Origin of the sequence: Streptomyces sp. CB02058, from assembly GCF_001905505.1 — a bacterium.
GTDB lineage: Bacteria > Actinomycetota > Actinomycetes > Streptomycetales > Streptomycetaceae > Streptomyces.
The window spans coordinates 573395-596032 of sequence record NZ_LIPG01000003.1 but is presented as its reverse complement, the minus strand read 5'-3'; the positions used below and the strand labels follow the sequence as shown (position 1 = coordinate 596032).

Below are 22638 nucleotides of genomic sequence, written 5' to 3'. Positions count from 1 at the left end.
CGGTGCCACCGGCATGCCGGACACGGGCCCGGCGGACACCGGCACGGCCGGCGCGGCGGCGGCCGGGCCCACGGTGATCGGCCTCGACCTCGGCGGCACGAAGATCGCGGCGGCCCTCTGCGCCGCCGACGGCCGGGTGCTGGCCAGGCACACCCGGCCCACCCCGGCCAGGGACGGTGCGGCGGCGGTGCTCGACGCGCTCGCCGCGGCGGCGGCCGAGGTTGACCCCGGCCGCCGGGCCACGGCGCTCGGCATCGCGGCGGCAGGAGTCGTCGACCCCCGCAGCGGCACGGTCACCAGTGCCACCGACTCGATCAGCGGCTGGGCGGGCACCGCGCTGGCCGCGGGCCTCGCGGACCGCACCGGTCTCCCCGTGGCCTGCGACAACGACGTGCGCGCCACCGCGGGGCCGGAGCTCGCCGCGCTGGCGGACGGCCGCGGCTCGCTGCTGTTCGCCGCGATCGGGACCGGGGTGGGCGGTGCCCTCGCCGTCGACGGGCGGATGCTGCACGGCGCGGCGGGCATCGCCGGCCACCTCGGCCATCTGCCCAGCGCGGAGGCGGCGGGGCTGCCCTGCACCTGCGGCGCCACCGGACATCTGGAGGTCATCGCCTCGGGTCCGGGCATCGCCGCGTACTACGGGCGGCTCACCGGCACCCCGGTGAACCGGCTCGAAACCGTCGCCGCCCGTGCCGCCCGGGGCGAACAGGCCGCCGTGCACGCCGTCACCACGGGGGCCACGGCCGCCGGCCGGGTCCTCGGCGGTCTCGCCAACGCGCTCGGCCCCGACCGGGTCGTCGTCGGCGGCGGGGTCCCCCGGATCGGCGCGCTGTACGGCGACGCGCTCGCGGCCGCCTTCGCCGCCGAACTGATGCCACCGCTGCGCGGGCTCGTCCCCGAGCCCCCTCTCCTCGGTCACGACGCCGCCGTGCTGGGCGCCGCCGCTCTGACCGCCACCCTTCCCCTCCACCACCCGGGAGCACTCCGATGACCTCACAGGATCTGGCCGGCGACCTCCGGGGCCGGCTGATCGTCTCCTGCCAGGCGCCCCCCGGCGACCCGATGCGGGAGACCTCCACCCTCGTACGCCTCGCCCTCTCCGCCGTCGCCGGAGGCGCAGCCGCGATCCGGGCCAACGAGCCGGAGGTGGTCGCCGCGATCGCCGCCGCCGTGGACCTCCCGGTCATCGGCCTCTGGAAGGACGGCGACACCGGCGTCTACATCACCCCCACGGTCCGGCACGCCCTGGCGATCGTCGAGGCCGGAGCGACGGTCGTGGCCGCGGACGCCACCGACCGGCCGCGCCCGGACGGCTCGACCTTCACCGAGCTGGTCACCGCCGTGCACGCGGCGGGCGCCCTGGTCATGGCCGACGTCTCCACGCTCGCCGAGGGGATCACCGCCGCCGGGCAGGGGGCGGACTTCGTCTCGACGACCCTGTCCGGTTACGTGCCGGGGACGCCGGAGCGGACCGGCCCCGATCTGGACCTTGTGACATCTCTCTCGGCCGCGGTCTCTGTACCGGTCGTGGCCGAAGGACGTATCAATACCCCCGAGGAGGCTGCCGAGGCACTCGCCCGCGGCGCCCACAGCGTCGTGGTCGGTACGGCCATCACCGCTCCCACCGCCCTGACCTCCCGCTTCGTCGCCGGCCTCGCCCGGCCCTGAGCAATCCCCTCACCACGGGGGACGGCCGCCCGGAGACCCGGACACCGTCCCCGCACCAGGAGCGCACCGTGCAGAAATCCCCCTCCACGCTCCCCTGGTACCGCGAGGTGAGCGGTACCCAGTGGAAGTCCTTCTTCGCCGCCTGGATCGGCTATGTCCTCGACGGTTTCGACTTCGTCCTGATCACGCTGGTGCTCACCGAGATCAGCGACGACTTCGGGCTGAGCACGGTCCAGGCCGCCAGCCTGATCTCCGGCGCCTTCATCACCCGCTGGCTGGGCGGCGCCGTCCTGGGAGCCATCGGCGACCGGTACGGCCGCAAGATCTCGATGGTGCTGAGCATCCTGCTCTACTCGCTGGGCACCTTCGCCTGCGGCTTCGCCTGGAACTACCACAGCCTCTTCGCCGCCCGGCTGGCCATCGGCATGGGCATGGCCGGTGAGTACAGCGCGAGCGCCACGTACGTCATGGAGAGCTGGCCGGCGCGTGTCCGCAGCCGGGCGAGCGGCTTCCTGATATCGGGCTTCTCCGTCGGCTCGGTGCTCGCCGCCCAGGTCTACAACTGGGTGGTTCCCTCGCTCGGCTGGCGCTGGATGTTCTACCTCGGCCTGGTCCCCATCGCGGTCGCGCTGTGGATGCGGCGGGCCCTGCCGGAGGCCGAGGAGTGGACCGCGGAGGTCGCGGACCGGGGCGCCAGGCCCAACCCCTTCCGGCCGCTGTTCAGGACCCCGCGCCTCGCCGTCGTCAACACCGTCCTCGGGGTGGCCGCCACGCTCTCGCTCTTCCTGGTCTTCACCCCGGGCGGCGAGAGCCTCGTACCGGTGCTGTCGGTGGTGGCGGGTCTCGCCCTCGCGGCGTTCGCCGTGCAGCTGGGCGGACGGCGGGGATGGCTCCTGTACGTGTCGATGATCGTGACGCTGTTCTTCGCGTTCCTCTACTCCTGGCCGATCCAGGCCCTGCTCCCCACGTATCTCAAGACGGAGCTGGGCTACACCACCGACCAGGTCACCGACGTCCTCTACTTCGCGGGCTTCGGAACCATGGTCGGCTGCTGGACCGCGGGCTTCCTGGGCGACCGGATCGGGGCGAGGAAGGCGTACGCGCTGACGCTGCTGGCCTCGCTGGCCTTCGTCTACCCGGTGTTCGCCGTGAAGGACAACCTGCTGGTGCTGGGGTGTCTGCTGTTCCTGCTCCAGGCCACCAGCTTCGGCATCTCCGGGCTGCTGCCGCGGTACATCGGCGGCCACTTCCCGACCGCGAGCCGGGGTGCCGCGCTCGGCTTCACGTACAACGTAGGAGCGTTGGGCGGTGCGGTGGCCCCGGTGCTCGGTGCGCATCTGGCGTCCGGGATGGACCTGGGGCAGGCGCTCGCGGTGCTGACGTTCGCGGGGACGGTGATCGTGGTGCTGCTCGTCGGCTTCGACGTGCCGGCCCGGCTGAACCGGATGATGGACCCGGACGCGCAGGCGGACCATCTGGCCGAGCCGGTCAGGGCCCCTGAGCCGGAGAAGGCCGGCCGCGCCGTATAGCGGGGCACGGCACGAAGGCGCCCGCCCGGGAGTTCCGGGCGGGCGCCTTTTCGCGCGGGTACCGCAGGGGTCCTACGGATAGAAGTGCGTCAGCGACTCGGCGACACAGGCCGGCTTCTCCGAGCCCTCCAGCTCGAAGGTGAAGCCCCGTGTCATCTGGACGCCGCCCCGGGCGACCTCGGTCACCCCGGTGACGGCGGCGTGCAGGCGCACGCGGCTGCCGACGGGGACGGGGGCGGGGTGACGGACCCGGTTGACGCCGTAGTTGAGCGCGCGGCCCACGCCGCTCACCTGGAGCAGTTCGCCGAACATCGGGATGCCCCAGCTCAGGATCATGTAGCCGTGGGCGATGGTGCGCCCGTACGGGCCGGCGGCGGCGCGTTCGGTGTCGGTGTGGATCCACTGGTGGTCACCGGAGACGAACGCGTAGGCGTCGATGAGCTCCTGGGTGACCTCCTTCCACTCCGAGCGCCCGAGGTCGCGCCCGCCGAGGGCGAGGATCTCCGGGATGCCGTGCGCGGTCAGCGGCATGGCGGTACTCCGTTCTGCGGGGGCGGGCGGTCAGGCGGTGACGGGCGCGGTGCGGGGCGCGGCAACGGGCTCGGCGGCCTGCTCGTCGTGGTTGGGGCGCTTCAGCAGGAGGAGCATGCAGCCCAGGGTCAGCGCGACCTGGAAGACGGCGTAGGCGATGACGGCGGTGATGGAGCCGGTCCTGTTGAGCAGGAACTGGCCGATGATCGGGGTGGTGCCGCCGAGCAGGGTGCCGCAGAGCTGGTAGCAGAGCGAGATGCCGGTGTAACGCAGGTGGGCCGGGAAGCGGCTGGCGAGCATGCCGGCGAGCGCCGCGTAGTAGAGGCAGTGCGGGATCGTGGCGACGGAGACACCGAGCATCGCGAGGCCGTAGTTCTCGGTGTTGATGAGGACGAACATCACCGGCATCAGGATCAGTTCCGGCACCAGCATCACGAGGACCGCGCGGGACCAGCTCTTCATCTTCGTGGCGATGACGGCACCGAAGGGCTGGACGATGATCTGGGTGATGTTGGCGACCAGGATGATCGTCAGGAACGAGCTGCGGTCGAAGTCGAGCGAGGTGGTGGCCCAGGACAGGGCGAACGTCGACTTGAAGTACGTCGCGGACAGACCGATGGTGCAGGCGCCGATGCCGAGGACGATCAGCATGGGGTGGCTGCGGAGGACCTCGGTCAGCGGGAGCTTGACGACTTCCTTCTTCTCGATGATCTTGGCCATGGCCGGGGACTCGGCGACCTTCAGGCGGACGAGCAGGCCGACCATGACGAGCGCGGCGGAGGCGAGGAAGGGCACGCGCCAGCCCCAGGAGACGAAGGCCTCGTCGGGCAGCTGGCTGATGGCGAGGAAGCTCACCGTGGAGAGGGTGTTGCCGACGGGCGAGCCCTGCTGGGCGAACGCCCCGTACAGCACCGACTTGCCCTTGGGGGCGTGCTCGGAGGCGATCAGGACGGAGCCGCCCCATTCGCCGCCGAGGCCGATGCCCTGGATCATGCGGATGCAGACCAGCAGGATCGGGGCGGCGATGCCGATGGAGGCGTAGCCGGGCAGCAGGCCGATCGCCGTGGTCGAGATGCCCATCATCAGCAGGGTGATGACCAGGGTCTTCTTGCGGCCGAGGCGGTCGCCGTAGTGGCCGAAGATGATGCCGCCGAGGGGGCGGGCGAGGAAACCGACCCAGAAGGTGGCGAAGGCGACCAGGGTGCCTATGGGGCCTTCGAGTTCCGGGAAGAACACCTTGTCGAAGACGAGCGCTGCCGCGGTTCCGTAGATGTAGAAGTCGAACCACTCGATGGTCGAGCCGATGAAGGCTCCGAAACCTGCGCGGTTGGCGGCTTTCGTTCGCTCGCGTGCGGATGCGGTGGTCGCACTCATGGTGGCTCCCGTGAACTTCGTCGATCAAGCGGATGGGGACACGGCGGACCCGGCGTCGCCCGAGACGCCTTGGGTCGCGTGGTGGAGAGGGGACGGAAAGGGGGGACGGAAAGGGGACGGACCGGTCAGGCGGCGATGCGTTCGAAGACCGCGGCGAGGCCCTGGCCGCCGCCGATGCACATGGTCTCCAGGCCGTAGCGCGCCTCGCTGCGGTGCATCTCACGGCTGAGGGTGGCGAGGATGCGGGCGCCGGTGGCGCCGACCGGGTGGCCGAGCGAGACACCGGATCCGTTGATGTTGATCCGCTGCTCGTGGTCCTTCTCGCCGAGGCCGAGTTCGCGGGTGCAGGCCAGGACCTGGGCGGCGAAGGCCTCGTTGATCTCGATCAGGTCGAGGTCGGCGAGGGTGAGTCCGGCGCGGCCGAGGGCCGCGTGGGTGGCCGGGACGGGGCCGATGCCCATCGTCGCGGCGGGGACACCCGCGCGGGCGAAGGAGACGAGACGGACGAGCGGGGTGAGCCCGAGCCGTTCGGCGGTGGCCGCGCTGGTGACCAGGCAGGCGGCGGCAGCGTCGTTCTGGCCGCTCGCGTTGCCCGCGGTGACGGTGGCCTCGGGGTCGGTCTTGGCCATGATGGGCCGCAGTGCGGCGAGCTGCTCGGCGGTGGTGTCGGGGCGGGGGTGCTCGTCGGCCGAGACGACCGTCTCGCCCTTGCGCGTGCGCACGGTGACCGGGACCATCTCGGCGTCGTAGCGCCCTTCCTCCACGGCGCGGGCGGTGCGGGCCTGAGAGCGCAGGGCGAGGGCGTCCTGGTCGGCGCGGCTGATCGCGTAGGCCCTGCGGAGGTTCTCCGCGGTCTCGATCATGCCGCCGGGTACGGGGTGGTGGATGCCGCCCGCGGTGACCCGCCCCCTGGCCAGCGAGTCGTGGAGCTGAAGGCCGGGGCCCTTGATGCCCCAGCGTCCGTCGTGCGTGTAGTACGGCGCGGCGCTCATGACGTCGACGCCGCCGGCGATGACGACGTCGCTGAATCCGGACCGGATCTGCATGGCGGCGTCGAGGACGGCCTGGAGGCCGGAGCCGCAGCGCCGGTCGGTCTGGACGCCGGTGACGGTGTCGGGGAGTCCGGCGTCCAGGGCGGCGACGCGGCCGATGGCGGGTGCCTCGGACGAGGGGTAGGCGTGCCCGAGGATCACCTCGTCCACCCGGTCGGGATCGATTCCCGTACGGGCGACGACCTCGGCGATGACGCGTGCGGCGAGCGCGGCGGGCGTCTGCTGGGCGAACGCGCCGCCGAAACGCCCGATGGGTGTGCGCAGCGGCTCACAGATGACGACATCGGTCTGGTCGGGCACGGCGGAACACCTTTCGGCGGGTTCGGGTGTGTGGGGCGACCTTCGCACTGGACCGCTGAGTCGGTCCAATATCGAGTTACCTCACATTCAAGACGCCTGGCGTCTCAATCCGGCCTCAGGGGGTCGGCAGGGCCTCCTCGGCGACCGCGAGCACGGCGCGCAGCGCCGCCGAAGGGTTGTCCGTGCGCCAGGCCAGCGCCGCCTGGCGCCGAATGGGCGGGCCCGCGAGGGAGCGGTAGACCAGCCCGTTCTGCTGGATGTGGCGGACCGAGGAGACCGTGAGCGTGACACCGACACCGGCGGCGACGAGGGCCAGGATCGTGTACGAGTCGGGCGCCTCCTGCACCACGCGCGGGTTGAAGCCGGTGGCCTCGCAGGCCTGGACCATCGCGTCGCGCACCGTGGAGCCGGCGTTCGCGGGGAAGGAGACGAAGGGTTCGTCGGCGAGGATGCCGATCGGGATGCTCTCCAGGCGGGCGAGCCGGTGGTCGGAGGGCAGTGCGCAGAGGAGTTCCTCCTCGTCGATCACCCGGTAGGCCACCCCGGGCTGGGTGACGGGGAGCCGGACGAAGCCCAGGTCGAGCGAGCCGTCGGCGACCCGGGACAGGGCGACGTTGGCGTACGTCTGGCCCTTCATGACCAGTTCGAGCGCGGGGTGGGCGGCGCGCACGGCCCGGGTCAGCAGGGGCAGCGTCTCGTGGCTGGAGGCACCCGCGAAGCCGATCGTGACCCTGCCGTACTCCCCGCGCCCGGCGGCCTTGGCGGCCCGTACCGCCGTGTCCAGGTCGTCGAGCACCGTCCGCACGGGTTCGAGGAAGGACTCCCCCGCGCTGGTCAGCCGCACCGAGCGGGTGTTGCGCTCGAAGAGCTGGACACCGAGCTCCTTCTCCAGCTGGCGGATCTGCTGGCTGAGCGGGGGCTGTGCCATCTGCAGCCGCTTGGCGGCGCGGCCGAAGTGCAGTTCCTCGGCGACGGCGGTGAAGGCGGTCAGATGACGCAGCTCCATCGGGTACTTCCATTCATTAACCAACGGTCTTGATCCGACCTTAATTTGGTATTGGACAGCAATCAATAGCCGCTGACACGGTGAGGGCGACCAGCACGCACTTGCCGAGGAGCACCGTGGAGCGGACGGATACGGCCGAAGGGCCGAGCAAAGTCATGTCGATGAGGGAGGCCGTCGCCGCCTTCGTGCACGACGGGGCCACCGTCGCCCTCGAAGGGTTCACCCACCTGGTTCCGACCGCGGCCGGGCACGAGATCATCCGCCAGGGCCGCAGGGACCTCACCGTCGTACGGATGACGGCGGACATCGTGGTGGACCAGATGATCGCCGCGGGCTGTGTCTCGCGGCTGGTCTCGTCCTTCGTGGGCAACTCCTCCGCCGGTTCGCTCGGTGAGCTGCGGCGCAGGATCGAGCGCGCCGACCCGGCGCCGCTGGCCTTCGAGGAGTACAGCCACTACGGGATGGTCTGCCGCTATCTCGCCGGGTCCCAGCGGCTGCCGTTCTACCCGCTGCGCAGCTACGGCGGCAGCGACCTGCCGAGCGTCAACAGCGATCTGCGCAAGGTGACGTCGCCCTATCCCGGGCCCGACGGGGAGCCGGAGCAGATCTACGTCGTGCCGCCCGTCAACCCGGACGTGACGATCATCCACGCCCAGCGCGCCGACCGCCGGGGCAACACCCAGATCTGGGGGCTGACCGGCATCCAGGCCGAGGCGGTGTACGCGGCGGACAAGGCGATCGTCGTCGTCGAGGAGGTCGTCGCCGACGAGGTGGTCCGCTCGGACCCCAACCGCACGGTCGTCCCCTCCCACGCGGTGGACGCCGTCGTCGTCTGCCCGCGCGGCGCGCACCCCTCCTTCGCGCAGGGCTACTACGACCGGGACAACGCCTTCTACCGGGCCTGGTCCCACATCAGCAAGGACCCGGAGCGGCTGCGCGAGTGGCTGGCGGAGTGGGTGTACGGAACGGCCGACCACGCCGAGTACGTCGACAAGCTGGGCGAGGAGTTCTGGGCGGGTCTCGCGGTCGGCGAGGCGCTCAGCGAACCGGTGAACTACGGGCGGCGGCTGTGAGCGCGCCGAGGGAGAAGGAACGGGACATGACCACCACCGCACCGGAGACCGTCACCTCCTCCGAGCTGCTCTCCGTCGTCGCGTCACGCGAACTGGCCGCGCGCCGCACGGTGTTCGCCGGCATCGGGCTGCCCACGCTCGCCACCGAGCTGGCCCATCTGACGGTCGCGCCGCAGATCGAGGTCGTGTACGAGTCCGGGGTGTGCGGGGCGCACCCCTCGCACCTGCCGGAGACCATCGCCGACGCCGTGCTCATCTCGGGCGCGGAGGCGGTGCTCTCGATGCCGGCGCTGTTCGGCTGCGTGCTCCAGGGCGGCCACATCGACGTGGGCTTCCTGGGCGCCGCGCAGATCGACCGGTGGGGCAACCTCAACACCTCCGTCATCGGTGACTGGGAGAGCCCTTCGGTGCGGCTTCCCGGTTCCGGCGGTGCCGTCGAGGTGATGGCCAACTCCCGTGAGGTCTTCGTGGTGATGCGCCGCCACAACCCGCGCTCCTTCACCGGGACCCTGGACTTCTGCACGACCCCGGGCCCGGACCGCGCGCTCGCCGAGGGCATCCGTCCGCTGGGCGCGGGGGTCACCCGGGTCATCACCGAGCTGGGCATCCTGGCACGTGCCGGGGTCGGGGAGGAGCTCCGGCTCGTCGCCGTGCACCCGGGGGTGACGGTGGACCAGGTGCGCGAGGCCACGGGCTGGGACCTCCAGGTCGCCGCCGCCGTCGACACCGTGCCGCCGCCGACGGCGGCGGAACTCCGGCTCCTGCGCGAGGATGTCGACCCGGGCAGGGTCTACCTTCGCTGACACGACCGGCCGCCGGCCCCCGCCGGCACCCACCACGGCTTCCTTCGCCGATCACCGCACCTGCCGAGAGGACGTAACCGCCATGCGTATCAGGATCGTCGGCGCCGGAGCCATGGGCCGAGGCATCGCCCAGTGGGCCGCGGTCGCCGGGCACACCGTCGAGCTCTGCGACGTGAGGACCGAGGCGGTGACAGCGGCCGTGGACTTCGTGCGGTCCATGCTGGAACGCGCGGTCCAGAAGGGCCGGACGACCTCCGGCGACGCCGCCGCGGCCCTGGAGCGGCTGGTCCCGCTGGACGACCCGTGGGCCGCGGGCCCGGACGTCGAGCTGGTCGTCGAGGCCGTACGGGAGGACCTGGACACCAAGGCCGAGGTGTTCGGGAAGCTGGAGCAGGCGCTGCCGGGCTCCACCGTCTTCGCGACCAACACCTCGTCGCTCTCGGTGACCCGGATCGCCGCGTCGCTGCGGGACCCGGGCCGGCTGGCGGGGCTGCACTTCTTCAACCCCGTACCGCTGATGAAGATCGTCGAGGTCGTGCCGGGCGCCGCGACGCGTCCGGAGATCCCGCCCTTCCTGACCGCCCTGGTCGAGAGCTGCGGCCACCGCGCGGTGACCGTCGCCGACACCCCCGGCTTCCTGGTCAACCACGCCGGCCGGGGTCTGGTGACGGAGGCCCTGGCGCTCCTGGAGGAGTCGGTCGCGGACCCGGCCGGGATCGACCGGATCGCCCGGGACGTGCTGGGGCTGCGCATGGGCCCGTTCGAGCTGATGGACCTCACGGGGCTCGACGTCACGGCGGCGGTGATCGACTCCATCTGGCAGGGCTTCCGCCACGAGGACCGGCTCCGCCCCTCCTTCCTCACCCCGAACCGGGTGACGGCGGGCCTGCACGGCCGCAAGACCGGCCAGGGCTGGTTCGCGTACGGCCCCGAGGCGCCCGCCCCCGCCCCGGAGGCGCCGGTGACGGGTGACGCGGACCGGCCGGTGTTCGTGGCGGGCGGCGAGGGGGAGGAGCTGCGGAGCGCGCTGAGCGCCGCCGGAGCGACGGTGGAGAGCGGCCCCGAGCCCTCGGAGGGCGCCGTGGTCCTCGTCCCGGTCTGGGGCACCACGGCCGCCGCCGCGGTGGCCGCGCTGGGGCTGCCCGCCTCGCGCACCTTCGGCGTGGACCCGCTGCCCCCGGCGGGCCGCCGCAGGGTCCTCGCCGTGACCCCGGCGTCCGATCCCGCCGCCGCGCGGGACGCCCGCGCGGTGCTGGCCCGCGCGGCGGACGGCCGGGAGCCGTACGCCGTGTCCGTGGTGCGGGACACCGCGGGTTCGGTGGCACAGCGACTGCTCGCCTCGGTGGTCTCCGTCGCCGCGTCGATCGCGGAGCGCTCGCTCGCCACCCCGGCGGACATCGACCTGGCGGTGACGACCGGCCTCGGCTACCCGGCGGGCCCGCTGGCCTGGGGCGACCGGATCGGCGCCGCCCGGCTGCTGGACCTCCAGCGGGCGCTGCACGCCACGACGGGCGACCAGCGCCACCGTCCGACCCGCTGGCTGACCGAGCGGGCGCAGCTCGGCCTGCCCCTGACGGACCCGGGCACCTCGCCCGCCGACTGCGCCTGAGCGCCGACGGCCGCCGGGCCCGTGACCGTGGGGCCCGTGACCGCCGGGCCCGTGACCGTTTCGTACAAGACACGGCCGCGGGCCCGGCCTACGTTCGTTCCATGACTCCACGACTCGACGCGATCTCCGTCACCACCGCCGATCTGGCCGCCTCGCTCGCCTTCTACCGCAGGCTCGGGCTCGACATCCCCGAGGGCGCCGAGTCGGCGCCCCATGTCGAGGTGTCCCTGCCGGGCGGGCAGCGCCTGCTCTGGGACACCGAGGACGTCGTCCGCTCCTTCGATCCCGGCTGGACGGGCTCGAAGGGCGGCGAGCGCCTCGGGCTCGCCTTCCTCTGCGACGGCCCGGCGGAGGTGGACGCGGTGTACACGGATCTGACCGATGCCGGATACAAGGGCCATCTGCCGCCCTGGGACGCGGTCTGGGGGCAGCGTTACGCGGTCGTCCTGGACCCGGACGGCTCCGCGGTCTCGCTGTTCGCGCCCCGTCCCTCGTAACCCGTGGCGGTGAGATAGCCGCCCAGTGTCGTACCGGCCAGGTCCCGCATCTCCCGCGCCAGATGCGCCTGGTCGGCACAGCCCGCGACCCGGGCGGCCTCGGCGTACGGCGTTCCCGCGCGTACGAGGGCGAGGGCGCGCTGCAGTCTCAGGACCCTGGCCAGCGTCTTCGGCCCGTAGCCGAACGCGGCCAGCGAGCGGCGGTGCAGCTGACGTGCCCCGAGCCCCACGGCGCGGGCGGTGGCGGCGACGGAGCTGCCCTGCCGCAGCTGTGCGGCGACGACGGCCGCGAGCGGGTCCGGAGGTTCGGCGCGGGCGGCCCGGCGCAGGGCGATGTCCTCCAGCGCGGCGGCCGGGTCGCCCGCCGCGCCGATCCGCTCGGTGAGCCGGCGGACCTCGGGGCCGGGCCAGAGGGCGTCGAGGGCGACCCGCCGGTCGCGCAGCTCGTGCGCGGGCACGCCGAGGAGGGCGGGGGCGGTGCCGGGGGCGAAGCGGATGCCGGCGCAGTCGCCCGCGAGCGCCGCGCCGGGGACGAACGCGTGGGTGTCGGGGCCCGCGACCAGCAGCCGGCCGTCCACCCGGAGCAGATCCATGCAGCCGTCGGGCAGCACGGGGCGGGCGGGGTCCCGCGCCCCGCTCCAGGTCCAGAGAACCGCGCCACCGAAGCGCGACGCCCGCTCCTCGTACCGTGCGCCCATGGTCTCCAGCCTAGGGGTCCAGGACGCGGGTCGGCCCGCCGCGGACCGCAGGAGGGTCAGCCCTCCCCGGCCCCGTCCGGGATCACGCTCCGCCCCGTCCCCGACGCGAATCCGAGCCAGGTGTGCCGGTTGCCGGCCCAGCACCAGCCGACCTTGGGAGCGCCGCGCCGCTCACGGCCGTCCCTCCCGGTGCCGTTGCTGATCCACAGCGCGGGAGTACGGGCGTCCAGAGCGCTGTTCGCCTTGCGCAGCCGGGAACCGATGGTCATGAAGCAGTGGTTGCGCTCCAGGGCCTCGGGCTGCTGCAGCACCCAGGCGATGCCCTCGGTCAGCAGCAACGGGGTGCGGTCCCGCCCTGTGAGCGCGGGGAGCGCCTCGTCCGGGCTCCAGTTGGCCATCTCGTCCCCGCGGTCGACTCCCGTGACGAGGTAGAGCGGGGCGTCGGGCAGCGCGACGGTGTCGAGCGGGGCGAACAGGTCGACATCGGACATGTCGGTGACGACGAACCCCGGCTTGCCGTTGCGGCTGAGCAGCGGCGCGAGGTCGGAGGCGGGGGCCCGGCCGGGGTGGACCGCGAGCAGGGTTCCCTCATCGGCGGAGGCGTCGGCGGACCCGGCGAAGGCGCGCAGCTCGCCGGCGGACAGGCCGGCGATCTCGTGCACGCCGAGCTCGATCAGGCGCTCGGCCTGCGCGCGCGGTGACGGGAGGGCGGGACGGACGGTGGAGGGTGCGGGCACGATGCTCCCAGGAACGACGTCGTGAGCGGACTCGGGACCAACGCGGTGCCGCGCCCGAATGTTCCCGTCCCCACTCCGGGACGGGGAGGTGGTCCCGGTCGCGCCCGCGCCCCGGGACCAATACGGCCGCTTCGCTGTCGCGGGCGGGTCCCGTGATCCAGAATGGTCGCCCAGGGCGGAAGTCGGCGTGACGGGGGCTCGGTTGTGACAGCACTGGTGGAATTCACCACTGACGGCGGAGCAGCGGTGGTCGTGGAGGTCGATCAGCACGCCCCCGGAGCGAGGCTGGTCGCACGGGGTGACAACACCCTTGCCCGCGCGGGCCGTTCGTTCGACGAGGCACTGGTGGGCATCAGATCGGCGGCCGAATCGGCCCTCGCGGTCTTCCGGGACGGGTCGCTGCGGCCGGACACGGTGGAACTGGAGTTCGGCGTCAAGATCACGGGCGAGGCGGGCGCGGTCATCGCCAAGAGCGCCGTCGAAGGTCATCTGACGGTGAAACTGTCCTGGTCCCCGGATGCGGGCCCGGCCGTGCCGCCTCCGCCCGGAACCGCCGCAGCAGCCGTCTGATGGGTTCGCCGGCCTGGCAGGCCCGCATCGATCTCGACGGTTCGGTGGAGGGATCCGGCTTTCTCGTCTCCGAGCGGACGGTGCTGACCTGCGCCCATGTGGTGCGCGACGCGGAACGTGCCGACGTCGTCTTCCCCGGCGCACCCGGGCTCGGCCCGGTGCCCGCCCGGGTGTCCATGCGCGGCTCGTGGGCGGGCGGGCCCCACGACACGGGGGACGTCGCCGTACTCGAACTGGACCGGCGGGTCGGCCTGCCGCCCGCGTGGTTCGGCGAGCTGGACTCCCCACACGGTCCGGAGCCGCGAAGACTGGTCAGTTACGGGTTCCCAGCCGGCTACGGCGTCGAGGGCGTCCAGAGCGAACTTCGCGTCACCTCCCGCCAGTTGATCAACGGCGAGTGGAGTCAGCTGGAGTTCTGGAAGGGGTACGGGCAGGAGCCCGCCCACGGTTTCAGCGGAGCCGCGGTGGTGCTGGAGGCGACCGGAGGGGTCGTCGGCATGGTGTCCGCCCACGACCCTGTGACCCGCAACGGCCGGATGATCCCGGCCCAGGTCCTGGCCCGCCACTGGCCGCGGCTGGCCGATCTGATCCCGACACCCGGCTATCCCACGGAGGACAAGAGACTCCTGCGTGAGCTGGTCGCCCGGGTCCCCGCGCCCGCCCTGGTGCACCCTGTGGACCGGCTGCTGCGGAGCGCGGTCGGGAGGCTCGGAATCCAGCCGCCCTCACAGGCGGTCGCCGGGCTGTGGGAGGCGGTCTGGTATCTGCTCAGCGAGGCACCCCCTCGGCCGCACTCCCAGCCCTTGGCCGAGCTCGCGGTACGCCTCGCCGATGCCGTCGCCGATCTGGACGGCGGGCTCAGCGGAGAACTCCGGGCCTGGGCCAGGACGCATCGCACCCGGGCGGGTACGTCCGCTCCCGCGACCCGCCCGCCCGTACCCGTCCGGTCGGCGGCGGAGCGGCGCTGGTCGCCCATCCTCGTCGAGATCAAGCGGAGCGGCGCCGACCGCAACGCCCTGCTGGTGGAGGTGTCCGCCTTCCGGGACGGCAGCCGGCGGCTCGTCGGCGAGAAGCGGATGACGAAAGCACACGTGCGGGAGTGGGTGCTGGAACGGATCGACGAGGCGTTCGGGGAGATCGACACAGAGGGGCGGGAACTCATCGCGTTCGCCGTCCCGCGCGGCTGGCTCAACCAGCCCGTCGATCAGTGGCGACGCCGCAAGGGCAACCGGGCTCCTCTCGGCTGCCAGTCGCCTGTCGTGGTGATGGACCACGATCGGCGCGCCAGCGAACAGCTCCAGTACAAACTCAGGAAGATGTGGGAAGCGCTGGACGGGCAGTCCCGCTCCGAGATCCACCGCATTCCGTGCGAGACCGCGCAGCGTCCCGAGCGGCTCTCCGTGCAGCTGCAGGACGTGTACGGCCCGGTGGGCTTCGCGCGGGCGCCGAAGACCCTGCGGGACCGGGACCTGCACGCGGCAGCTCTGGACGCCCCTGCCCCCATCGTGCTCTGGCCCCGGACCGGCTGCTCCGACGGGGCCCACTGCTCCGGGCGGTGTTCGGGCGGTCGCTTCCTGGACTCGCTGGCCCAGCAGCTGTCCGCGCTGCCGCCGTCGGAACTTCCCCAGCGAGTCTTCGAGCTGCGTAAACAGGCGTTCCTCCACGAGGGCGCGGAACCGCACTGGGCGGCGGACCTGTCCCTGGTGTGGGAAGACCCCCGATGGTTTCCCGAGGTCCGTCCGCTGTACCACTCCCCTGTCGGCTGACTCGTACAGAAGCTGGAGTACCGCATGTCCCTGTGGCCCGTCTACACCGGCACGAGCCGGCCCCACGACGCGATCGACCGGTTGCCTCCGCCTCCGCCGTGGCGCGCCTTCGACGGCGGCCCGGCGCTGCCGGTACCCGCCGACGACGATGCGTCCTCGCCCGACCGGACGCACCGTGCGCAGACGTATCAGCCCACGGAGAAGAGCGTCCAACTGGTCAACGCGGTCCTCTATCTGCGCCGTCCCCTGCTCGTGACGGGGCCTCCGGGCAGCGGCAAGTCCAGCCTCCCCTATGCCGTGGCGCGCGAGCTGCGGCTGGGGCCGGTGCTGCGCTGGAACATCACGAGCCGGGCGACGCTGGCGGACGGGCTGTACCAGTACGATCCGTTGTCACGTCTGTACGCGGCCGGGCGCGGGCCGGAGGACAGCGATGTGGAGCACCACCTGCGCCTGGGCCCGCTGGGGACTGCTCTGCTGCCGTACGAGCGGCCCCGCGTGCTGCTCGTCGACGAGATCGACAAGAGTGATCTGGACCTTCCCAACGACCTGCTGAACATTCTGGAGGAAGGGCAGTTCGAGATCCCGGAACTGACCCGGGCGGCCCGTACGCATCCGGAGGCGGATGTGATGACGGCGGACTCCGAGGAGCGGGCGCCGGTGCGGCACGGGCGGGTCCGATGCCGTGCCTTCCCTCTGGTGGTACTGACGAGCAACGGCGAGCGCGAGTTCCCGCCCGCGTTCCTGCGCCGGTGCGTGACGCTCGAACTGAAACAGCCTCTGCCCGCCCACCTGGAAGACATCGTGCGGGCTCACCTGGGAGAGCTCGACGACGAGGCCCGGGCTCTGATCTCCGCCTTTCTGGCCAAGGGCAGCGGCGGGGAACTGGCCACCGATCAGTTGCTCAACGCCGTGTACCTGACCCGGGCAGCTGGGCTCGACGCCTCCTCCAGGGAGGTTCTGGCCGAGTACCTGATGCCGTACCTGAGCAGCCACGCGGACCTCCTGGACAGCGATGAGCTCTGAGCTCCAAGGTCTGGCGACCGTGCTCGCACGGGCGGGCGGGACTGCGCCGACCGGCCGTGAACTCGCCGAACTCCTCTGGCTGGCGGGCCACATGGAGCCGGGGACGCCCACGGACCGGTCGGCCGGGAACGCCCCGGCCGGCCGGACACCGCCCGCAGCGCCGTCCGGTGACTCCCTGCGGACGGCCGAACCGCTCCCCGAGCCGGCTCACCGCGCTGCCGACGCTTCCGCACCGGCCGGCCCCGGACACGACAGGGTCCCCATGCGGCTTCCCTCGCCGCGTCCTGCCGCACGCGACCGGGCGCCGAGCTCCATGAGCCCCATGGCACAGACCCCGCTGCTCGCACCGGCCCCACCCCTGCTTCCGCATCCGCTGGCACTGCAACGAGCCCTGCGGCCCCTGCGGCGTACGACCCCGAGCAGCTACGCGAGCGAACTGGACGAGCACGGGACCGCGCACCGGATCGCCGCCGCGACGCTGGTGGAACGGCCTCCGGGAGCGCCCCCTCCGCTCTGGCTCCCGTTGATGCGCCCACGCCCGGAGCGCTGGCTGAACCTCTGTGTCGTCTTCGACACGGGGCCCACGATGACCATGTGGCGTCCGCTGCTCAAGGAGTTGTGCACGGTCCTCGCCCAGACCGGGGCCTTCCGAACGATCACGGTGCTGCCCCTCTCCGGGGCCGGCTCCGTACCGGCCCGGCACCTGGAACGGGCTCGCACCACCGTGCTGGTCGTCAGCGACGCGATGGGCCCGCAGTGGCGGGCGGGGCCTGCGGGGCGCCGCTGGTACGGCACGCTGCGCTCGTGGGCCCAGGAGTTGCCGGTCGCCCTTCTCCAGCCGCTGCCCGAACGCCTGTGGCAGCACACCGCGCTCTCCGCGGTGGCGGGCGAGTTCGCCTCGCCGGGGCCCGGCGTGCCGAACGCGGCCCTCTCCTTCACCCCGTACGAGACCGGCGGCCCGCCTCCGCACGCGCTGCTGCTGCCCTGCCTCGAGATGTCCCCGGACTGGCTGGGGCACTGGGCCTCTCTGGTGGCCTCACCCGGATCCGGCCCTGTCCCCGGGGCGGCGGCGCGACTGCACCCCTCCGCTCACGCCGTGCCCCACACCGCCGACGCGGTCGTCCCCGAGGAGGTCCCGCCGGACGAACTGGTGCTGCGTTTCCGGTCGATCGCATCTCCCGGGGCCTTCCGGCTCGCGGCCCATCTGGCTGTGGGACAGGCGAGTCTGCCGGTGATGCGACTGGTCCAGGCCGCGACGGAGGAACGCCCGCGGCCCCAGCACCTGGCGGAGGTCGTGCTGAGCGGCATGCTGAAGGCGGAGCCGGGGCCGCCCTCGGGTGCGTACACGTTCCGGCCCGGTGTCCGTGAGGTGCTGCTGGGAACGCTGCCCCGATCCTCGCTCCTGAGCACGGCCCAGCTGCTCGGCCGGGTGAGCGCGCAGATCGAGGCACGCGCGGGCGCGGTGCCCGGCGAGTTCCGGGCTCTCGTCGCGGCGGACCACGGCACGGTGAGCGACGCCCTCGGCTCTCCGTTCGCCCTCGTCAGCCCGGAGAGCGTGCGGCTGCTGCGCGGACCGGTCGGCCCCTCGGCAGCGCCTTCCGGCGCGCAGGCGGACGGTGTGGCGGAGAGCTCCGGTACGCGCCGGGATACCCGGGCCCGGAAGCGCCCGGATCCGCAGCACGCGGTGGGATACCTGTTCCAGGCGGGCCGCTACGAACTCGAACGGTTCATCGGCTCGGGCAGGTCCGGTGAGGTCTGGCAGGCCATGGACCACTCGCTCCTGCGAGTGGTGGCACTGAAGTTCTTCCGGTACGAGCCCGGGGTGGCCGAGTTCATCAGGATCTCCAGCACCAGTGGCTTCCTCAGCCGCGTCCAGGAGCTGGCGCAGATCTCCCGCCCGAACCTGGTCGGCCTCTACGACGCCTTCGAGACCCGGGACGGGTGCGGCGTGGTCATGGAGCTGGTGAACGGCCCGGCTCTCGACCGGCTGGCGGAGCAGCACCCCGACGGTATCGAGCCGGGACGCCTGGTCGCCTTCGGCAAGGCGCTCCTGAACGGGCTCCGGAGTCTGCACCGGGCCGGACTGGTGCACGGGTCGGTGAAACTGTCGAACGTCGTGCTGACCAAGCACGACAACCCGCTGCTGGTCGAATCGGGGCTCCGCTGGCCCTACGGGGCCGCCGCGACGGGCTCGCGCCCGGGTGAGCCGCTGGACGATCTGCGGGGCCTCGGAAGGGTGCTGTACGAGCTGGCGACCGGCTCACCTCCGGACCAAGGGGCCCGTGGCCGCCTGCGCATCGGAACCGTGAAATTCCCGGTGCTGGAACAGCTGATCATGGATCTGATCGGCGGTGATGCGGACGCGTGCGAACGTGCCGCGGCCGAGTTCTCCCGACTCGACAGCGCCGACTTCGTGTGGCGTTACCGGGTACTGGCGGAACCACTGGCCACGATCGGCCCCCGTCGGCGGACGAGGCCCGAGGCATCCGAGCGCGACCTCGTCCTGGCCTGCCTCCTGCTGGCCCGCGGCAGGCCCGTCCCGTTCAGCGAGCTGCGCCGGGCGGTCGGACACGACGAGGCATCGACCGGGCACGAGTACACCATGCACCTGAGGGCACTGGGGCACGACATCCAGTCCTCGAACAGTTCCTGCTGGCTGGAGATCGACCGCTCCGAACTCGACCTGGTCGTGGCGGAGAGTCTGGTGCAGCGGGCCGAGGTGGCCTACGCCGCAGGCGACTTCGCGGAGGCGGTCGAGATGTACGACGAGGCACTGGCCCTCTTCGGCGAGACCCCGCTGGGTGGGCTGCCCGGCCCGTGGGCGGCCGGGGAGCGGCGCAGGCTCTCGGAATGGCGGCAGGATCTGGCGACCGCGCGCCGGGTCGCCGAGGCGTCGGCAAGCGCCTCCTACAGCACCCCGGTGATCGTGTATCTCTTCGTGGACGGTTCCGAAGCGGACGAACAACAGGCGTCCCGAGCGGTCAGGCAGCTGGTCGGGGTGCAGCTCCGCGTGCCGACGGACGAGGCGACCGCGGTCCCCGGACAGCTCTTCCACATGACGGGCGTCGGCACGGCGGGCCTGGTCACCTGGGCTACGGAGACCTTTCCCCACAGACTCGCGGCACTCCTGCCGGTGTCGGGCGCTCCGGTCCTGGCGAAGATCCTGCTCTTCGCCACAGGCAGTCCGCGGGAGGCGAAGCACCTGCGGGAGACCCTGCCCATGGCCACGCCGGCCGTGGGCGTGGGGGTGGTCACGGTCTCGGTCGGCATCTCACGTGACCAGTACCGGCAGCTGGCACCCGGACAGCAGAGGGGGTTCAGACCGTTCGGAGCAGATCCGGCGAGGGAAGGGAGGAGCAGGGCGGCCGGCTGGTACCGCACGATCACGCTGGCGACGCGAGAGCCTCTGGGCGCGCAGGTGCCGATTGCCGTGCCCGACGCGGAGGCCACGCCGCCCGCGGCTGCCCGCTCTCCGTGGTGGCGCAGGCTGTTCCCCGAAGGACGCGGCACCGATCGGGACTGAACCCACCGACGGCCGCCCCGCGCGGTAACGGTCCTACTTCGCGTCCCGGTTCCCGTGCAGGCGGGACTTCACGTCGTCCGGGGGCAGGAAGCGCGACCAGCGCTCGGGGAATTCGGAGGGCATGGAGACGTCCTCCTCGTCGTCGTCCGCGTAGGCGTCCCAGTTCGCCGCCTGGGTACGGGCCACCAGTTCCGCGGCCTGCGCCGCCTTCACCCGGTCGCTGGCCGCGCGGGCCGCCGCCGTGGCCAGCGAGGGCCAGACGCGGTCGATCGCCGCGTTCACGGCGGCACCGACGAGTACGGCGAAAGCAGAGATACCTATCCATAGCAGTACGGCGATGGGGGCGGCCAAGGAGCCGTAGATGGTGGGGCCTTCGACGGTGCTCGTGAGGTAGATCCGCAGCAGGAAGCTCCCCAGCACCCACATGCCGAGCGCCACGAGCGCCCCGGGCACGTCCTCTATCCACGGTGAACGGACGGGGACGGACACGTGGTAGAGCGTGGTCAGGAAGGCGATGGACAGGACGATGACCAACGGCCAGTAGAGGACGGCCAGTACCTCGGTGCCGAAGGGGACGAACTCCACCACCCGGTCGGGGCCGACGACCAGCAGCGGCAGCACCACGGCGCCCAGGAGCAGCGCGACCACGTAGAGCAGGAAGGCGAGCAGCCGGGTCTTGACGATGCCCCGGTGGCCGTCGAGGCCGTACATCACGGTGATGGTGTCGATGAAGACGTTCACCGCGCGGGAGCCGGACCAGAGCGCGATCGCGAAGCCGATGGAGATGACGTCGGGGCGCGCGCCCGTGGTCACGTCGGCTATGAGCGGTTTCGCGATGTCGTTGACCCCGCGCTCGGACAGCACCGTCTGCACCGCGCCGAGGATGTTGCGCTCGATGGAGGCGACGGTGGTGGTGGCCGTCCAGTCGTCGACGTATCCGAGCAGCCCGATCAGACCGAGCAGCAGGGGCGGCAGGGACAGCAGGGTGAAGAAGGCCGCCTCGGCGGCGAGGCCGAGGATGCGGTACTCGATGCACGAGTTGACCGTGTCCTTGAGCAGATGCCACGCCATCTGGCGCTTCGACACGTTGCGATAGAGGACTCGAGCCCGGTGGAGCCGACCCGGTGGCCGCTCGGGTGTTTCGTTTGCTGCCTGCACCTCCTTACCGTATCGGCATGGCAGCTACCACCCACACAGTGACCAACCAGGTTCCGCCGCTGGTCGGCTATGACGTCTTCGCGGCCGATCGTGCTCTGACGGAGGCCGTCGAGCGGCATCTGGAGCCCGGAATCCTCGACGAGGCCCGGGAGGAACTCGGCGCGCTGGGTCTCTCCGCCGGCTCGGCCCAGGCCCAGGAGTGGGGTGCGCAGGCCAACGAGAACCCTCCGAAGCTGCGTACGCACGACCGTTACGGGCACCGCCTCGACGAGGTGGACTTCCATCCGGCCTGGCACCGGCTGCTGGGGCACGCGGTGACGGCGGGGCTGACGGACGCCTGGGGCAGGCAGGGCGGTCATGTCCGGCGCGCGGCCGGGTTCCTGGTCTGGACGCAGGCCGAGGCGGGCCACGGGTGCCCGTTGTCGATGACACACGCGGCGGTCCCGGCGCTGCGCACCGACCCGGTGCTGGCCGCCGAGTGGGAGCCGCTGCTGACCTCGCACGTGTACGAGGAGGGGCTGCGGCCCGCCTCGCAGAAGGCCGGTGTGCTCTTCGGGATGGGCATGACGGAGAAGCAGGGCGGCACCGATGTCCGCTCCAACACCACCCGGGCCGAACCGCTGGCCGGCGACGGGGAGTATCTGCTCACCGGCCACAAGTGGTTCTGCTCGGCGCCCATGTCGGACGGCTTCCTGGTGCTGGCCCAGGCCCCGGGCGGGCTGAGCTGCTTCCTGGTGCCGCGGGTCCTGCCGGACGGCGCCCGCAACGTGTTCGCGATCCAGCGTCTCAAGGACAAACTGGGCAACCGGTCGAACGCCTCCAGCGAGGTCGAGTTCGACGGGACGTGGGCGCGCCGGGTCGGTGAGGAGGGGCGCGGGGTGCGCACCATCATCGAGATGGTGGCGGCGACCCGGCTGGACTGCGTGGTGGGTTCGGCGGCGCTGATGCGGCAGGCGGTGGCGCAGGCGATCCATCACAGCGCGTACCGCAGCGCGTTCGGCGGGCTGCTGATCGAGAAGCCGCTGATGCGCAACGTACTGGCCGATCTCGCCCTTGAGTCGGAGGCGGCGACGACGCTCGCGCTGCGGCTGGCCGCCGCCTACGACGCGGACACGGAGGAGGAGCGGGCTTTCCTGCGGATCGCCGTGCCGGCCGCCAAGTACTGGGTGACGAAGCGGTGCACCGCGGTGGTCGGTGAGGCTCTGGAGTGTCTGGGCGGCAACGGTTACGTCGAGGAGTCCGGGATGCCGCGGCTGCTGCGCGAGGCGCCGCTCAACTCGATCTGGGAGGGCTCGGGCAACGTCCAGGCGCTCGATGTGCTGCGGGCCTTGCAGCGTGAGCCGGGGGCACTGAACGCCTTCCTCACGGAGGTCGGGAAGGCACGTGGCGCCGATCACCGGCTCGACGCGGCGATCAAGGACCTGCTGACCGAGCTCGCGGACCTGGACGCCGTCGAGGCGCGGGCCAGGCGGCTGGTGGAGCGTATGGCGCTGGTGCTCCAGGGTTCGCTGCTGCTGCGCTGGGCGCCGCCCGAGGTCGCCGACGCGTTCTGCGCGTCCCGGCTGGGCGGGGACTGGGGCTCGGCCTTCGGGACGCTGCCCCACAGTCTGGATCTGGCCACGGTCGTGGAGCGGGCACGGGCCCAGGAGAGCTAGCGGGCGCCTGCCCGGGAGCGCCGACGGACCCCCGGAACAAACGACGGAGGGTGGTGCTGCGCCGAC

At 72.3% G+C, this 22638-nt stretch carries 19 protein-coding genes; 12 read left to right on the top strand and 7 right to left on the bottom strand.

Translation table 11 applies throughout. The annotated features are described in order from the left end of the window. The first annotated feature begins 13 nt into the window (after positions 1-13). The 3 genes from AMK10_RS16195 to AMK10_RS16185 all read left to right on the top strand — a co-directional run bounded on the left by AMK10_RS16195 (position 14) and on the right by AMK10_RS16185 (position 3197). Positions 14-991, top strand: a complete 978-nt coding sequence (locus tag AMK10_RS16195; RefSeq protein WP_073749293.1) for an ROK family protein — start codon at positions 14-16, stop codon at positions 989-991. Then, positions 988-1668 (top strand): N-acetylmannosamine-6-phosphate 2-epimerase, encoded by a 681-nt coding sequence (locus tag AMK10_RS16190; protein WP_073748488.1) that lies wholly within the window; start codon positions 988-990, stop codon positions 1666-1668. The genes AMK10_RS16195 and AMK10_RS16190 overlap by 4 nt, the downstream gene beginning before the upstream one ends. Positions 1669-1736: 68 nt before the next feature. Next, complete coding sequence (locus AMK10_RS16185; RefSeq protein WP_073748487.1) at positions 1737-3197, top strand: sialate:H+ symport family MFS transporter; 1461 nt, start codon at positions 1737-1739, stop codon at positions 3195-3197. 72 nt (positions 3198-3269) lie between these two features. Here AMK10_RS16185 and AMK10_RS16180 read toward each other — a convergent pair whose 3' ends face one another. The 4 genes from AMK10_RS16180 to AMK10_RS16165 all read right to left on the bottom strand — a co-directional run bounded on the left by AMK10_RS16180 (position 3270) and on the right by AMK10_RS16165 (position 7460). Then, entirely contained in the window at positions 3270-3728 is a 459-nt protein-coding gene (locus AMK10_RS16180) for a MaoC family dehydratase (protein ID WP_073748486.1), read from the bottom strand. Between the two features lie 30 nt (positions 3729-3758). Then, positions 3759-5102 carry an MFS transporter gene (locus tag AMK10_RS16175; RefSeq protein ID WP_073748485.1) on the bottom strand — a complete coding sequence of 448 codons (1344 nt, stop codon included), beginning with the start codon at positions 5100-5102 and terminating at the stop codon, positions 3759-3761. A 125-nt stretch (positions 5103-5227) separates the two neighbouring features. Next, the gene (locus tag AMK10_RS16170; RefSeq protein WP_073748484.1) at positions 5228-6454 is read right to left on the bottom strand and encodes an acetyl-CoA C-acetyltransferase; all 1227 of its coding nucleotides are present in this window, start codon (positions 6452-6454) and stop codon (positions 5228-5230) included. A 115-nt stretch (positions 6455-6569) separates the two neighbouring features. Beyond that, a complete protein-coding gene (locus AMK10_RS16165; RefSeq protein ID WP_073748483.1) occupies positions 6570-7460 on the bottom strand; it encodes a LysR family transcriptional regulator in 891 nt (296 codons plus the stop codon). A 155-nt stretch (positions 7461-7615) separates the two neighbouring features. Between AMK10_RS16165 and AMK10_RS16160 the strand changes: the two genes are divergently transcribed. The 4 genes from AMK10_RS16160 to AMK10_RS16145 all read left to right on the top strand — a co-directional run bounded on the left by AMK10_RS16160 (position 7616) and on the right by AMK10_RS16145 (position 11442). Next, complete coding sequence (locus tag AMK10_RS16160; protein WP_198959742.1) at positions 7616-8533, top strand: CoA transferase subunit A; 918 nt, start codon at positions 7616-7618, stop codon at positions 8531-8533. 26 nt (positions 8534-8559) lie between these two features. After that, entirely contained in the window at positions 8560-9336 is a 777-nt protein-coding gene (locus AMK10_RS16155) for a CoA-transferase subunit beta (protein ID WP_073748481.1), read from the top strand. 82 nt (positions 9337-9418) lie between these two features. Next, complete coding sequence (locus AMK10_RS16150; RefSeq protein ID WP_073748480.1) at positions 9419-10945, top strand: 3-hydroxyacyl-CoA dehydrogenase; 1527 nt, start codon at positions 9419-9421, stop codon at positions 10943-10945. A 101-nt stretch (positions 10946-11046) separates the two neighbouring features. After that, on the top strand, positions 11047-11442 hold the full coding sequence (locus AMK10_RS16145; protein ID WP_073748479.1) for a VOC family protein: 396 nt from the start codon (positions 11047-11049) through the stop codon (positions 11440-11442). On the opposite strand, the gene AMK10_RS16140 is transcribed toward AMK10_RS16145, so the two are convergent. Together AMK10_RS16140 and AMK10_RS16135 are read right to left on the bottom strand one after the other, a co-directional pair. Then, positions 11379-12140 (bottom strand): helix-turn-helix domain-containing protein, encoded by a 762-nt coding sequence (locus tag AMK10_RS16140; RefSeq protein WP_073748478.1) that lies wholly within the window; start codon positions 12138-12140, stop codon positions 11379-11381. The genes AMK10_RS16145 and AMK10_RS16140 overlap by 64 nt on opposite strands. 56 nt (positions 12141-12196) lie before the next feature. Continuing rightward, complete coding sequence (locus tag AMK10_RS16135) at positions 12197-12877, bottom strand: DUF5701 family protein (protein ID WP_073748477.1); 681 nt, start codon at positions 12875-12877, stop codon at positions 12197-12199. 204 nt (positions 12878-13081) lie between these two features. Between AMK10_RS16135 and AMK10_RS16130 the strand changes: the two genes are divergently transcribed. The 4 genes from AMK10_RS16130 to AMK10_RS16115 are packed head-to-tail and all read left to right on the top strand — an operon-like array spanning position 13082 to position 19759. After that, on the top strand, positions 13082-13447 hold the full coding sequence (locus AMK10_RS16130; RefSeq protein ID WP_073748476.1) for a CU044_2847 family protein: 366 nt from the start codon (positions 13082-13084) through the stop codon (positions 13445-13447). Then, positions 13447-15213: a VMAP-C domain-containing protein gene (locus AMK10_RS16125; protein WP_073748475.1), complete on the top strand. Its 1767-nt coding sequence runs from the start codon at positions 13447-13449 to the stop codon at positions 15211-15213. The genes AMK10_RS16130 and AMK10_RS16125 overlap by 1 nt, the downstream gene beginning before the upstream one ends. A 24-nt stretch (positions 15214-15237) precedes the next feature. After that, positions 15238-16236, top strand: a complete 999-nt coding sequence (locus AMK10_RS16120; protein ID WP_073748474.1) for an AAA family ATPase — start codon at positions 15238-15240, stop codon at positions 16234-16236. Then, complete coding sequence (locus AMK10_RS16115; protein WP_079180720.1) at positions 16226-19759, top strand: SAV_2336 N-terminal domain-related protein; 3534 nt, start codon at positions 16226-16228, stop codon at positions 19757-19759. Before AMK10_RS16120 ends, AMK10_RS16115 begins: the two co-directional genes overlap by 11 nt. Positions 19760-19792: 33 nt before the next feature. Here AMK10_RS16115 and AMK10_RS16110 read toward each other — a convergent pair whose 3' ends face one another. Then, positions 19793-20917: a YihY/virulence factor BrkB family protein gene (locus AMK10_RS16110; protein ID WP_073748472.1), complete on the bottom strand. Its 1125-nt coding sequence runs from the start codon at positions 20915-20917 to the stop codon at positions 19793-19795. Between the two features lie 17 nt (positions 20918-20934). On the opposite strand from AMK10_RS16110, the gene AMK10_RS16105 reads away from it, so the two are divergent. Beyond that, positions 20935-22572 carry an acyl-CoA dehydrogenase family protein gene (locus AMK10_RS16105; protein ID WP_073748471.1) on the top strand — a complete coding sequence of 546 codons (1638 nt, stop codon included), beginning with the start codon at positions 20935-20937 and terminating at the stop codon, positions 22570-22572. Positions 22573-22638: the final 66 nt, after the last annotated feature.

Excerpts from the sequence above, each read along its gene's own strand:
- AMK10_RS16195 (WP_073749293.1), top strand. The coding sequence starts at position 14 with ATGCCGGACACGGGCCCGGCGGACACCGGCACGGCCGGCGCGGCGGCG.
- AMK10_RS16190 (WP_073748488.1), top strand. The coding sequence starts at position 988 with ATGACCTCACAGGATCTGGCCGGCGACCTCCGGGGCCGGCTGATCGTC.
- AMK10_RS16180 (WP_073748486.1), bottom strand. The coding sequence starts at position 3,728 with ATGCCGCTGACCGCGCACGGCATCCCGGAGATCCTCGCCCTCGGCGGG.
- AMK10_RS16175 (WP_073748485.1), bottom strand. The coding sequence starts at position 5,102 with ATGAGTGCGACCACCGCATCCGCACGCGAGCGAACGAAAGCCGCCAAC.
- AMK10_RS16165 (WP_073748483.1), bottom strand. The coding sequence starts at position 7,460 with ATGGAGCTGCGTCATCTGACCGCCTTCACCGCCGTCGCCGAGGAACTG.
- AMK10_RS16160 (WP_198959742.1), top strand. The coding sequence starts at position 7,616 with ATGTCGATGAGGGAGGCCGTCGCCGCCTTCGTGCACGACGGGGCCACC.
- AMK10_RS16155 (WP_073748481.1), top strand. The coding sequence starts at position 8,560 with ATGACCACCACCGCACCGGAGACCGTCACCTCCTCCGAGCTGCTCTCC.
- AMK10_RS16150 (WP_073748480.1), top strand. The coding sequence starts at position 9,419 with ATGCGTATCAGGATCGTCGGCGCCGGAGCCATGGGCCGAGGCATCGCC.
- AMK10_RS16145 (WP_073748479.1), top strand. The coding sequence starts at position 11,047 with ATGACTCCACGACTCGACGCGATCTCCGTCACCACCGCCGATCTGGCC.
- AMK10_RS16140 (WP_073748478.1), bottom strand. The coding sequence starts at position 12,140 with ATGGGCGCACGGTACGAGGAGCGGGCGTCGCGCTTCGGTGGCGCGGTT.
- AMK10_RS16125 (WP_073748475.1), top strand. The coding sequence starts at position 13,447 with ATGGGTTCGCCGGCCTGGCAGGCCCGCATCGATCTCGACGGTTCGGTG.
- AMK10_RS16120 (WP_073748474.1), top strand. The coding sequence starts at position 15,238 with ATGTCCCTGTGGCCCGTCTACACCGGCACGAGCCGGCCCCACGACGCG.
- AMK10_RS16115 (WP_079180720.1), top strand. The coding sequence starts at position 16,226 with ATGAGCTCTGAGCTCCAAGGTCTGGCGACCGTGCTCGCACGGGCGGGC.
- AMK10_RS16105 (WP_073748471.1), top strand. The coding sequence starts at position 20,935 with ATGGCAGCTACCACCCACACAGTGACCAACCAGGTTCCGCCGCTGGTC.